General features: G+C 63.8%; 12 protein-coding genes. 4 read left to right on the top strand and 8 right to left on the bottom strand.

Translation table 11 applies throughout. From position 1 onward, the window contains the following. Positions 1–18 precede the first annotated feature (18 nt). Positions 19–231 carry a cold-shock protein gene (locus tag EN781_RS10230; protein WP_006202521.1) on the bottom strand — a complete coding sequence of 71 codons (213 nt, stop codon included), beginning with the start codon at positions 229–231 and terminating at the stop codon, positions 19–21. A gap of 350 nt (positions 232–581) precedes the next feature. Next, entirely contained in the window at positions 582–794 is a 213-nt protein-coding gene (locus tag EN781_RS10235; RefSeq protein WP_006202520.1) for a cold-shock protein, read from the bottom strand. Between the two features lie 513 nt (positions 795–1,307). Here EN781_RS10235 and EN781_RS10240 point away from each other — a divergent pair. Continuing rightward, the gene (locus tag EN781_RS10240; RefSeq protein WP_126058703.1) at positions 1,308–1,709 is read left to right on the top strand and encodes a Kazal-type serine protease inhibitor; all 402 of its coding nucleotides are present in this window, start codon (positions 1,308–1,310) and stop codon (positions 1,707–1,709) included. A 227-nt stretch (positions 1,710–1,936) separates the two neighbouring features. Beyond that, positions 1,937–3,571: a sulfotransferase gene (locus EN781_RS10245; protein ID WP_126058704.1), complete on the top strand. Its 1,635-nt coding sequence runs from the start codon at positions 1,937–1,939 to the stop codon at positions 3,569–3,571. A 224-nt stretch (positions 3,572–3,795) separates the two neighbouring features. Here the strand turns inward: EN781_RS10245 and EN781_RS10250 are convergent, their stop codons facing one another. The 4 genes from EN781_RS10250 to EN781_RS10265 all read right to left on the bottom strand — a co-directional run bounded on the left by EN781_RS10250 (position 3,796) and on the right by EN781_RS10265 (position 6,532). Then, positions 3,796–4,149, bottom strand: coding sequence for a DUF1428 family protein (locus EN781_RS10250; protein ID WP_126058705.1), 354 nt, complete (start codon positions 4,147–4,149; stop codon positions 3,796–3,798). Between the two features lie 10 nt (positions 4,150–4,159). Beyond that, entirely contained in the window at positions 4,160–4,588 is a 429-nt protein-coding gene (locus EN781_RS10255; protein WP_127286563.1) for a glyoxalase/bleomycin resistance/extradiol dioxygenase family protein, read from the bottom strand. Between the two features lie 123 nt (positions 4,589–4,711). Beyond that, positions 4,712–4,900, bottom strand: a complete 189-nt coding sequence (locus EN781_RS10260) for a hypothetical protein (RefSeq protein WP_126058706.1) — start codon at positions 4,898–4,900, stop codon at positions 4,712–4,714. Positions 4,901–5,005: 105 nt separating this feature from the next. Next, the gene (locus tag EN781_RS10265) at positions 5,006–6,532 is read right to left on the bottom strand and encodes an ABC-F family ATP-binding cassette domain-containing protein (protein ID WP_126059385.1); all 1,527 of its coding nucleotides are present in this window, start codon (positions 6,530–6,532) and stop codon (positions 5,006–5,008) included. A 585-nt stretch (positions 6,533–7,117) separates the two neighbouring features. Here EN781_RS10265 and EN781_RS10270 point away from each other — a divergent pair. Further along, complete coding sequence (locus EN781_RS10270; protein ID WP_126058707.1) at positions 7,118–7,636, top strand: hypothetical protein; 519 nt, start codon at positions 7,118–7,120, stop codon at positions 7,634–7,636. Between the two features lie 99 nt (positions 7,637–7,735). On the opposite strand, the gene uvrB is transcribed toward EN781_RS10270, so the two are convergent. Beyond that, complete coding sequence (gene uvrB, locus EN781_RS10275; RefSeq protein ID WP_126058708.1) at positions 7,736–10,879, bottom strand: excinuclease ABC subunit UvrB; 3,144 nt, start codon at positions 10,877–10,879, stop codon at positions 7,736–7,738. 110 nt (positions 10,880–10,989) lie between these two features. After that, a complete protein-coding gene (locus tag EN781_RS10280) occupies positions 10,990–12,240 on the bottom strand; it encodes a hypothetical protein (RefSeq protein ID WP_126058709.1) in 1,251 nt (416 codons plus the stop codon). Positions 12,241–12,350: 110 nt separating this feature from the next. Here EN781_RS10280 and EN781_RS10285 point away from each other — a divergent pair. Beyond that, a partial coding sequence (locus tag EN781_RS10285; RefSeq protein ID WP_189347462.1) for a CapA family protein occupies positions 12,351–12,892 on the top strand: 542 nt, incomplete at its 3' end.

A 12,892-nucleotide genomic window follows, 5' to 3' on the forward strand; every position in this document is an offset into this window, starting at 1 on the left:
GGTCTGTCCTGAACCGGCTTAGCCGATCGACAGGTTGACGGCCTTCGGACCCTTGCCGCGCTTGTCCGGCTCGGTGTCGAATGTCACTTTCTGCCCATCCTCAAGACCGGGAAGACCCGACGCCTGCACGGCCGAAATATGGACGAAGACATCCTTCGCGCCATCGTCCGGCGTGATGAAGCCGAAGCCTTTGGCATGATTGAAGAACTTGACGGTGCCGGTCTGCGGCATGGGAAGCTCCTTTGATCCCATAAAGTCAGTCTCGGGCCGGCAAATGCCCGAGTGGAAATTTGTCCTTTATTTTAGCGCTATCGGCAAGAGAAAGTTTTTGCGCCGCATGGCAGGCATTTCGAGAGCGTGTTGCGTCCGCCGCGCTTTGCGCGCCGCGATTTGAATTATTGTTTTGATGCAGGCTGTTAGCTCAAATGCGCGGCACCCTTCGGATGTCTTGCGTCAGGCATGGAAAAGGCGCGACGGTGGCCCGTCGCGCCTAGGAGAATTCAGCTACGGCTCGGAAGCCGGTTCACGACCTTTGCAGCGCCCGTCGCTCCTCCGCGCAGGCCGATGCTTAGGCCAATCGATCAGGCGGCGCGGAGATTGACCGCCTTCGGACCCTTGCCCATGCGGTCGGGCTCGACGTCGAAGGTGACCTTCTGGCCATCGACCAGCGTGCGCAGGCCCGAAGCCTCGATCGCCGAGATGTGGACGAACACATCCTTGGCGCCGCCGTCAGGCGTGATGAAGCCGAAGCCTTTGGTGGCGTTGAAGAACTTTACGGTGCCGGTCTGGGCCATTGGGGGAAACTCCTCTCACCCGTGTCAGTCTTAATATGGTTTGCCCGCCGCTGGCGCCTTGGGCATGTCCCGGTGGTTGCTTCGGCAGTCATGCATTGGCGCATGGTCAAACCCCCCGCCGAAAAACGGGGCCGTCAGAGATTCACATTATCGGGGAAAGGTCGTCCAAAACGTTCCGCTCTCCGGGTCGCAAATGCCCGAACACGGAATTTATCGCACGGAAACGTGATGGTTGCAAGACAGCGCCGCGGGTGGGCCCGATGAGCGCGCCGACGCAGCACTTCGATAGACCCGGCGCCATGCCCGGTCATCGGCCAGAGCCGGGCCACGCATGGGCCAGCGGCCCCTCGCGGACAGCCGAATGGCGCCAGCGGCAGCGCCATGTCGTCCGCAAACGGGGGTTGCATTTGTCAGAGGAATGGCGAGGATCGGCAAGCGTGTTTTGCGCGGGAGCGGGTCCATTGCACTATGATTTTGCGCGTGATCTTCGGGGTCGTGCGCCGGGAGGCATTGATGAAATTCCTTACGACGCTTTTCTCGCGACAGGGCTTTGCTCTCCTGTTCCTGTCGGCACTGCTTGCGGCATGCACGGTGGTGGTGGACGAAGGACCGGGACCGCGCCCGCGGCCGCCAAGGCCGGAGCCGCAATTCTGCACCAGGGAGTATGAGCCGGTCTGCGCCCGCCGCGGCGGCGACCGCCAGACCTTCGCCAATGCCTGCCTTGCCGATCGGGCCGGATACCGCATCGTGCGCGATGGCCCATGCCGCGACGGCGGCGGTGGCGACGAGCCGACATTCTGCACCCGCGAATACGCTCCGGTCTGTGCCCGTCGAGGCGGGCAACTGCGCACTTTCCCGAATGCCTGCGAGGCCCGCGCGGCGGACTATCGCATCATCGACGACGGTCCGTGCTGAGAACATAGAACCCCGCCGTCCCGGGCGGCGAGGTCCTGCCTGACTCCCTTTGCCAAGGAGATGGGCAATTTCATCAGTGACCGGCGAAGCCGATGCGTCTTGAAACTGCCGGCCGCATGGCTTAGGTCCGGCAAGCGGACAAACACGGCAGGTTTCCCATCACCAGAGATCCAAGACGAGGCGCGGTTTCCGGCCCTGGCGGGCAGACGCTGGGGCTCGATCAGCGCGTGCAGCAGGCGCTGCAACTGCATCAGGCCGGCCGCCGGCAAGAGGCGGAGATCCTGTACCGGCAGGTGCTGGCGCAGAAGGCGAACCATGCCGCCGCCGCGCATTTCCTGGGACTGTTGCTGCACCAGACCGGACGCAGCGCCGACGGGCTGGCGCTGATCGAGCAGTCGGTGCGTCTGCAGCCCGGTAATCCCGATTTCCTCAACAATCTCGGCACCGTGCTGCGCGACCTCGGCCGCGTCGCGGCCGCCGTCGATTATTTCCGCAAGGCGGTGACGTTGCGGCCGGACCAGTTGGCGGCGCGCGACAATCTCGGCTCGGCACTGAAGCAACTCGGCCAGTTCGAGGGCGCCGAAGACATCTATCGCGGCACTATCGGGCGCAACCCGTTTCATGTGCGCGCCCGCATCGGCCTTGCCGAGACGCTGCAGGAGGCGGGACGGCTGGACGAGGCGATCGCGGTGTTCCGCGAGGCGCTGACGATCCGGCCGAAGGACGCCGACTTGCTATACGGGCTGGGCGTCGGGATGATGGAGAAGGGCAAGCTGGATGAGGCCTCCAGCCTTGCCCGGCAGGCGCTGGCGATCGATCCCGCCATGGCAAGGGCCTGGCTGCTGCTGACCCAGGTCAAGCGGCAGACCGAGCGCGACGCCGAACTCGCCGGCATGGAGGCGCAGCACGCCAAGGCGCCGCAGGGAAGCCTGGCGCGCATGCAGCTCTCCTTCGGCCTCGGCAAGGCCAATGACGACCTCAAGGACTATCCCCGCGCCTTCGACTATTTCGCCGAGGGCAACGCCATCCGCCGCACTGGCATCGAGTACGACCCGGCGAGGACGCGCGACGAATTCGAGGCGATGAAGGCGACCTTCGACAAGGCGTTCTTCGAAAAGCACAAGCCAAGTTCGATCGCCGACGACACGCCGATCTTCGTCGTTGGCATGCCGCGTTCCGGCACCACGCTGGTCGAGCAGATCATCGCCAGCCATCCGCAGGTCTATGGCGCGGGCGAGCTCAGCATCCTGAAGACAGCGGTCGGCAAGCAGTTCCCGCTCACCATGAAGGGCGGCTTTCCGCAAGGCATCGCCGACATGCCCGACAAGGCCTTTGCCGAGGCCGGCGAGGCCTATCTCGACATGCTGCATGCCCGCTATTCGGGCTTCAGGCATGTCACCGACAAGATGCCCGGCAACTTCCTGCTGGTCGGCTTCATCCATCTGATGCTGCCGCATGCGAAGATCATCCATTGCGCGCGCGACGCGGCGGCGACCTGCCTGTCGATCTACAAGGTGCATTTCCGCGGCGACAGCCACCGCTACGGCTATGATCTCGGCGAGCTCGCCGACTTCCACAATCTCTACACTGACATCATGGCGCATTGGCGCAACGTGCTGCCCGGCGTCGTGCACGATGTGCGCTATGAAGATTTCGTTGCCGACCAGGAAGGGCAGACGCGGGCACTGATGGCGCATCTCGGCCTGCCCTGGGACGACAAGGTGCTGTCCTTCCACGAGACTGACCGTCCGGTGCGCACGGCCTCGGCCGCGCAGGTGCGCCAGCCGATGTATCAGGGCTCGGTCGACCTGTGGAAGCGTTATGGGGACAGGCTGAAGCCGCTGCTGGACAGGCTGGCGTAGCGTGCTGGTCACCGGCCGAAGCATCTCAGCTTCGTCATCCTAGGGCGAAGCAGGAGCACAGCTCCGTCGCGAAGACCCTAGGATCCATTCCGTGACCTCGATCGAAGGATGCAGCGGAGCAGAATTCTGCACCGTTGCAGCGCCTTTAGGTCACGGCATGGATACTATGGTCTGCGCCGCGTCGCTTCGCTCCTTGCTCCGCCATAGTATGACGAAGCGATGGCTCAAAGCTCGATGAACGTCTGGAAGCCGCCAAAGATCATGCGCTTGCCGTCGAACGGCATTGTCGGCCAATCGGCCTTCAGCCGCTCGTCGACCATTATCTTCGCCATCACTTCGTCGCGCCGTTTTCGCGACTCGTAGACAACCCATGCAAAGACGACGACCTCGTCATCCTTGGCCTGCACGGCGCGCGGGAACGAGGTGAGCTCGCCATAGGGCACGTCGTCGCCGATGCATTCGACATAGGAAAGCGCGCCGTACTCCATCCAGATGGCGCCTGCTTGCCCAGCCATCTTCTTGTAGGCGTCGAGATTTGCCTTGGGGACGGCGAGAACGAAACCATCGACATAGGACATCGTGCTTCTCCTATGCCTTCTTGACAGGCGCGTTCATCGCCCATTCGACACCGAACGGATCGCGCATGTTGCCCCACTGGTCGCCCCAGAACATCACCTGCAGCGGCATGACGACCTCGCAGCCGGCGTCGACGGCGCGCTTCCACCAGGCCTCGATGTCGTCGCTGCCGAGATGGAGCTGCATCGTGTAGCCCTGCGGCTTCACGGGCGACATGCCGTGCTCGGGATAGAAGTCGGAGATCATCAGCGTCGAGCCGTTGATGTGGAGATGGATGTGCATGGTGCGGCCCTGCTCATCCGGCGGATAGAAGAACACCTGCTCGGCGCCAAAAGCCTTCTTGTAGAATTCGGCAGCCTTGAAGGCGCCGTCGAGCTGCAGATAGGGGGTCAATCCGCCGAGCACTTTCGCTGCCGGCTGAACGGGGGTCTGGTCGGTCATAGCTTGCTCCTCTTTGCGTTTTGGTCTGACCTTGCGAACCACAGGACGAACGAGGCGGCCGCGATCCTACACGGGTCTCGGATTTTTTTAGAACCGCCGAAACCGCGCCGGGCTGGTCGCCCGTCAAATCACCCTGGCCGAGCAGGTTGCCGCGCGGGCGCGACGGCTGTTCTGCACGTCGAAGATTTCCGGAACGCCGATGTCCTTGCGCAGTTCGGCAGGCAGCGAAAGCAAGATACGCTCGCTGCGGTAGCGGGCGCGCGCCGCCGCGTACCGGGTTGCGATGCGACCGATGGATGACAGGACCGACATGATGAATTCTCCCTGGTTGATGCCGGCATTATCGTGTCGGCATCCCAAGGACGTGGCGCATCCCGGCGATCCGACAGGTCGTCGGGACTTTTTTGTCGAGCTACCTCAACCGCCCGTTTCGGCGGCCGCTCGGAAAAAATCCTCGGGGTCGTCGACCTCGGTCAGCCGCCGCTTCTCGATCGGCCAGAAGCGGTTGCCGACGGCGCGGATGAAGGCGCGGTCGTGCGAGGCGAGAACGCAGCTCGCCTGATGCGCTAGCAGTTCCGTTTCCAAGGCTTCTTGGCCATCGATGTCGAGGTGGTTGGTAGGCTCGTCGAGCAGGTAGAAATTGGGATTGGCAAGCCTGAGCGCCAGCATCACCAGCCGCGCCTTCTGCCCGCCCGACAAGAGCCCGATCCGGCGCGCCTGCATGTCAATTGCGACGCCGGCGCCGGCGAGCAGCGAGCGGGCGCGCTGCTCGCCGATGTCGAATCTGCGCGTCACCATCGCCAGCGGCGTGTCGTCGCCGCTCATGCCCGACAGAGCCTGGTCGCTGTAGCCGAGTACCGTCGACGGCGTCACCTTCACGTTGCGCGCGCTTTCCGGCTCGGTGACGGCGTTGCGGAGCAGGGTGACGAAGCGCGACTTGCCGACGCCGTTGCGGCCGAGCAGCACGATGCGGTCGCCCTGGCAGATGTGGCGCTTGCCGGTCCGGAACAGCAGCGTGCCGTCGGGCGTTTCCACGGCCACGTCGTCGAGCGTGATCAAGACCTTGGCGTGCGTGCCGCTGTTGGCGAGCCTGAGCGCGCCCGCCGAGCGCTCGCGATGCGCCGGCTGGGCCGCGTCTTCCAGCTTCTCCGCCCGCTGGTTGAGCTGCTTGGTCTTGACGGTTAGCAGGTCGCTGCCCGAATTGATGCCGATGTTGTTGAGCTTGGCCGCCTGGCGGCGGAGTTGCTGGGCGACCTTCATGTCGCGCTCGAACTTGCGCGCCGTCGAGGCATCGACCTCATCGAGCGCCTCGCGCGCCCGCGAATAGGGCAGCGGGAACACCCGCGACTGCTCCGGGCGCAGGAACAGCGTGCGGTTGGTGGTGGCATCGAGGAAGGCGCGGTCGTGGCTGGCAATCACCACCGGCACCTCGCGCGGCAGTCCGATGAGCCAGTTTTCCAGCTGGCCGATTTTCGCCAGGTCGAGATGGTTGGTCGGCTCGTCGAGCAGAAGCACGTCCGGATCGGTGACCCAGACGCGGGCGATCAGCGCCAGCCTTTGCCAGCCGCCGCTGAGCGCGCGCATCGGCCGGCCGCGCATCTCTTCCGGCACGTCGAGGGAATCAAGAACGATGTCTACCCGCCACAACTCGCTATCGGCCTGCTCGGGCGACAAGGCATCGGCCACCACCTGATGGAAGCTGCGGTCGAGAAGCGTGTCGGGGACGGATTGCTCGACATGGCCGACACGCAGGCCGCGCGTGCGGGTGATGTCGCCGGAGGTGGCCTCCATTTCGCCGGTCAGGCATTTGAGCAAAGTGGATTTGCCGCGGCCGTTGGCGGCGACGATGCCGAGCCGGTCGCCCGCGCCGATGCTGAGGTCGAGGTTGGAGAAGAGCGGCGCACTCATGGTGACGCCGAGCGATTTGAGGCTGATCAGGGCCATGTCGATTTCTCTGGTCTTGCCGGTGTCCGGCTGATGCACTTTGACGGTGCGCGGACCGGCCATCAGGCCAAGCTCAGCGGCACCACGAAGGGCAGACCAAAAATCGAAGCGGGAAGTTCCCGGACCGTCCTGGTCAGCCCTGCAAGCAAGCTCGCAGGGCAGAAATCGGGCCACGCTGACGATGGTGATCGATAAACACGCAGCCCTCCTTTCGAGACGTTTGAGTGACGTGGAGCGATTACACCAAGGTGGGGATGGTAGCAAGGGAGTGCCTTTTGCACGATATCCTTGCCTTGGCGCACAACCGCAATGAAAGGAGAACTGTGATGGACTTGATCCGCACCAATGGGTCAGACGCGTTGCGCTAGCAACCTCCAGGGATATCGCTTCTTGGATATTTTCCCTTTTGACACTATTGCTTCCTCACTCCAAGCTGGGTGCGATCTACGGAGGGCATACAGGTGGGCATGGTGCGAATCCTTTTTCTTGCGACAACTTTGCTGACTTCGCAATTCGCCAACGCTGCGGAGCAGTTGCCTTTTCCAGATTTGGACACGGAAGGCTTGCACGGCCTTAGTGTCGAAAATGCTCGACAAGACGGAGCAGCAGGTGGAGAAGGACAAGTGCCTCGTGTTTGAAAAAACAATGAGAGCCACAATTCAACCCTATTGGCACCTCGTTGAACGACGCGAAAGCGATCTATTGAAGAAGTATATAACAGTGGTGCAATTTCAAACATATGGTACAGTTAGCTCTTTTGTGGCCTCCGCCTTGGGGAAGGCCTGCCTCGACGGTCGCGTATTTTGCAGCCCCGGCGAGCCAACTGTGGATGCCGCCTTTTCAGCCCTCAAAAGTGACTATTACTGCTATTTGAAAAATCGAGATGTGAAATCGGAGAACCTTCGCAATTGTCTTAAAGAGGAAAAAATACGAAAGTCGCAATTGGCGAAGTACTGGGCAAACTTACCGAAGGGGAAAACAGATTGGTGTATTGGCAACGCTTTCGGTCGGAATTTCCCTCCCTTCCAAGTGTTGTCTAGCTGCGTTGCCGACGACATCGGGATCCAATGCTTCAAGCACGCGCGTCAATGTCGGGCTGGTTAGCGTGAAGTCGACAACATAAATCGATGCGGCCTCTCCCCGTTTGCGAGGAGAGCCGCCGCCAGACGGGTTAGGGGCGGCGCTGATGCCATGCCACTCGGCCTACCGTCCCGGCCGCCCAGTCTTGCTCGGTCTCCGATTCTGGCGGCGCTCGTCGCCCGGATCTTCGTAGGAGCCGATGCCGGCGCGCTGGCGAACGATTGGTTTAGGGGAATCGTCGCGTTCCTTCGCGCCCCCCTCTGTCCTGCCGGACATCTCCTCCACATGGGGGGAGATTGGCTTTGGTTTCGCCGGCACTTTTCCTTCGACGGGCTTTTCGGTCCGCCGCACTGTCATCTCGTCGAGCGAGTTCTTCTTGAACAGAGGTTTGGTGGGCTCGCCGGGGATGCCGAAATCGGAGCCATGCGCTTCCTGCGCCGACTGCTTCTTGAACAGCGAGCGAGACACCGCGCCGGCCGGTGTCGGCATGTCGGTGCCGGGACCCATGTCGTCGATCGACGGCTTGGCGAAGAGCGGCTTCTTCACCGGTACGGCGCCGTCGGCGCCCATCTCGTCGAGATGCGGCTTGCGGAACATGTTGGGGCGGGCAGCCTTGGCCGCCTCTTCGGCGGCACGTGTTTCGTCGAGCCTGCGGAAACGTTCCTGTTCCTCCGCGGTACGATGTTTCGCCACGCCCTTGTTGTGCTTGCCCTTTTCGCGGCCCGAGGCCGGGCTCTGGCTTTCCACCTCGCGCGCCAGAGGATCGTCGGAGATGGCAAGCTCCATCTCGCGCAGCCGCTTGATCTCGTCGCGGACGCGAGCGGCCTTCTCGAAATCGAGATTGGCGGCGGCGTCGCGCATCTGCTTGTCGAGCGCCTCGAGATGGGTTTTCAGGTTGTTGCCCATCATCGCACCGGCATCGTCGGTGAACTGCGAGATGTCAGCGCGGACGTGGTCCTTCTCGTAGACGGAGTCGAGGATGTCGGCGATGCGCGACTTGACCGATTCCGGCGTGATGCCGTTGGCCGCGTTCCACTCCATCTGCTTCTCGCGGCGACGGTTGGTCTCGGCCATCGCCCGCTCCATCGAGCCGGTGATCTGGTCGGCGTAGAGGATGACCTTGCCGTCGACGTTGCGGGCGGCGCGGCCGATGGTCTGGATCAGCGAGGTTTCCGAACGGAGGAACCCTTCCTTGTCGGCATCGAGGATGGCGACGAAGCCGCATTCGGGAATGTCGAGACCCTCGCGCAGAAGGTTGATGCCAACCAGCACGTCGAAGGCCCCGAGGCGCAGGTCGCGCAGGATCTCGATGCGCTCCAGCGTGTCGATGTCGGAATGCATGTAGCGGACGCGAATGCCGTTCTCGTGCAGATATTCGGTCAAGTCCTCTGCCATGCGCTTGGTGAGCACGGTGACCAGCGTGCGGTAGCCGGCCTTGGTCGTCTCGCGGATCTCGCCGACGACGTCGTCGACCTGACTCTTGGCCGGGCGCACCTCGACCGGCGGGTCGATCAGGCCGGTCGGTCGGATGACCTGCTCGGCGAAGACGCCGCCGGATTGCTCGAGCTCCCAGCCGCCGGGCGTTGCCGAAACGGCGACGGAAAGGGGACGCATGGCGTCCCATTCCTCGAAGCGCAGCGGTCGGTTATCCATGCAGGACGGCAGGCGGAAGCCGTACTCCGCCAGCGTCGCCTTGCGGCGGAAGTCGCCGCGATACATGCCGCCGATCTGCGGCACGGTGACGTGGCTTTCGTCGATGAAGATCAGCGCATTGTCGGGCACATATTCGAACAGCGTCGGCGGTGGATCGCCCGGCTGGCGGCCGGTCAGATAGCGCGAATAGTTCTCTATGCCGGCGCAGGAGCCGGTCGCCTCCAGCATCTCCAGGTCGAAGCGGGTGCGCTGTTCCAGGCGCTGCGCCTCCAGCAGACGGCCAGCCTTTTCAAGCTCTTGCAGGCGATGCTTGAGCTCTTCCTTGATCGACTTGATGGCCTGATTCAAGGTCGGGCGCGGCGTCACATAGTGCGAGTTGGCGTAGATCTTGACGCTTTTCAGCTCGCCGGTCTTCTGGCCGGTGAGCGGGTCGAATTCGGTGATCTGCTCGATCTCGTCGCCGAACATGGAGATGCGCCAGGCGCGATCTTCCAAGTGAGCCGGGAAGATCTCGATGGTGTCACCGCGCACGCGAAAAGAGCCGCGGACGAAGTTGATGTCCTGGCGCTTGTACTGCTGGGCGACGAGATCGGCGAGCAAGGCGCGCTGGTCGAGCCGGTCGCCGATCTGCATCTGGAAGGTCATCGCCGTGTAGGTCTCGACCGAGCCGATACCGTAGATACAGGAGACCGAAGCGACGATGATGACGTCGTCGCGTTCCAAGAGCGAGCGCGTCGCCGAGTGGCGCATGCGGTCGATCTGCTCGTTGATCGAGGATTCCTTCTCGATATAGGTGTCGGTCCGGGGCACATAGGCCTCGGGCTGGTAGTAGTCGTAGTAGGAGACGAAATACTCGACGGCGTTTTCGGGGAAGAACTTCTTGAACTCGGCGTAGAGCTGGGCGGCCAACGTCTTGTTGGGCGCCAGGATCAGGGCAGGGCGCTGCGTCTCCTCGATCACCTTGGCCATGGTGAAGGTCTTGCCCGAACCGGTAACGCCGAGCAGCACCTGGGTGCGGTCGTTCTGGTCGACGCCTTCGACGAGGTCCTTGATGGCCGTCGGCTGGTCGCCGGCCGGCTCGAAATCCGACACCATCTTGATGGCGATGCCGCCTTCCGACTTTTCCGGCCGGGTAGGGCGGTGCGGCGTCCACAGCACGCCGTCCTTGTGCAGCGGATTGCCGGACTCGATCAGCGCCGATAGCGCGGCCACCGTGGCGGTGACGCCGCCGGACGAAATCGACTCGGCATCCTCCAGGCTGATGTCTAGGCCGGCGACCGGGTTGAGCCCCGCGGCCGTACGCTCCTTGGCCGACGCCGCGCCGCCCATCGAGGTGCCGCGCGCCGTGCGCCCGGGCGCGGACGAGCGTTCAGGGATCTTCTTGGGTGCTTTCGCCTTCGGCTGCTTTTCCGCCTCGCGCTCGATCTGCCCGGCCCAATCGGAAATCGAGCCGGTCAGCGGCGTGCCAGTAAAGTCGGCCTGCGGCGCTTCGGCAAAGCCGCCGGGCTCGAGCGACTCGGCGGCGTCGAGGAATTCGGTCAGCGGGCGCCGCTTCGGCGCGCCACGGTCGTCCAGCGCCGGTGGCGGCGTCTTCTTGTCGGGGTGTTTGGCCATGGCCCGAATATGGGAGGACTCGCCCGAAATGGAAAGAGCGGAGTGACTGGGCACGCACCCGCCACCGATGCTGCTGACAGAAGGCTGTCAGGAGCGATGGCGGGCCGCCCTCAATTGAACCATAGCGCGAAGGTCAGGAATCCGGCGCCGCCGAACTCGCGCTGGATCTGGTCGAAGTCGTCGCTGGTCAGGATTCTGCCGCTCTCGAAATAGGGCGCAATCGCCGGGCCGGTGATCGACAGCACCAGATCGAACGTCTTCGGCTCGTCGAAGAAGCGCTTCATGTTGATGCCCTTGCCGGTGATGCGGAAATGCGGCAGCAGCACGCGGCCCTCGAGCAGGTCCTCGGCCATATCGAGCGTGGCGAGCCAGGCCGTGACCTGTTCCTCGCCGACTTCGAGGCCGGTGAGCGGGTTCGGGCCCATCTGCTTTGGACCGGGCAGCCATTCGCGGTCGTTGTCGGTCTCGGCGCGGATCGCCTTCCAGTCCTCGCGCGACAGCCGGATCATCTCCAGCAGATGGCGGCGCGCGGCCTGTCGGCGTTCCGGCTCGACCACCGGCCAGTTGACCAGATGCACCAGCGAGATGAAGTCGGCGAAGCGCCATTCGGAAGCGAAGATCGAGCCGCTCATGCCGCCGTCCGGCGGCACGAGCACGTCCTGCAGCGGCAGTTTGGCGCGCGGGAACAGCATGTGGAACGAGCCGTCGAACATGGTCTTGAAATCATGCGCCAGCCAGAAGTCGGCCTGCGCCATCAGGAACTCGGCATAGCCTTGCAGCCAGTAACCGTCGGCGTGGTCGAAGCGGAAGGTCAGCGCCGGCGCCGGCCCGTCCGGCGCGCCGCCGCGCGACAGCGCGGCCATGATCGCGGCGGCGCTCTCGTCCGGGGCGATGTTGCCGTCCTCGTTGAGATCGATGCCGAGACGGGTGAGGTCGATGGCCATGCCGATATCGGCTTCGGCCGGCACGGAACCCAGCATGGCGGCGGATTTCTGCAGCCGGTCGCGGAAGGCGACCAGTATGGCCCTGAACTCCTCGTAGGTGAGCGGCTCGGGATTGGGATTGTCCGGCACCGGCAGCCGCATCAAGGGCAGCATGAAGGATTGCGGGCTTTCGAAACCGTGGCGATGCAGGCCGCCGCCCAGGATCTCCAGGGCGGTGAAGAATTCGCCGGCGCCGGCCGCGTAGGCCGATGCTGGATCGCCGGGCGCGGCTGTCTCCAGCGCGGCCAGCGCGCTGTCGCGGTCGGCGACGGTTCTGGCCTCGAACAGGGCTGCGGGATCCGGGGCAGCGGCGCCAGGAGAGACAAGCGGCAGGAGCAAAAACAGGGCTGATGCGGCAAGGCCCGACAATCGCTTCATGGTGGATCCTTCCGTCCGGTCCGGCGACAATACACGGATTTGCGGCGCTGCGCCTGCTGCTTCCTCCTGCCGGGCAGACGGTTTACACAGGGCAAACGAATGGGCATTGCGTGTCGAACTATCCGCTCACCTACAAATTGTCCTGGCTGCCCCGTTTCCTGCGGCCATCGCTTGGCGGCGATGCGCGGGGTTTTGCGCCACAGGCCGCGACCCTGATCGAGCCGCCGGCGCGGAAGGTGAGGCTGGCCTTCATCGGCGACATCTCGGCTGTCGCCAATCGCAGGGCACCGGAGTGCGATCCGGCCATCGCTGCACTGCTCGCTTCCGCCGACATGGTGGTCGGCAATTGCGAAAGCCCCGTCGTCGAGCGGCCGCGCGCGGTCGTGGGCACAAGGCTCGGCACGCATCATGCGATGACGGAGCGTTTTCTTGCCGACGCCCTGGCGGCGGTCGGCATTGCGCGCGAAAAACTCGTCCTGTCGTTGGCCAACAACCATATGCTCGACCAGGGCGTTACGGGTTTCGAGGAGACCGTTCGGGCGATGGAGCGGCTTGGCATCCGCACGATCGGCACGGCCGCGAAGGGGCCGGTCGAGCGGTTCGCGGCGGGACCGTTGACCATAGGCCTGTTCGCCTTCACGCAGTGGCGCAA

The organism is Mesorhizobium sp. M4A.F.Ca.ET.090.04.2.1 (assembly GCF_003999085.1).
In the GTDB taxonomy this organism is placed as follows: Bacteria; Pseudomonadota; Alphaproteobacteria; order Rhizobiales; family Rhizobiaceae; genus Mesorhizobium.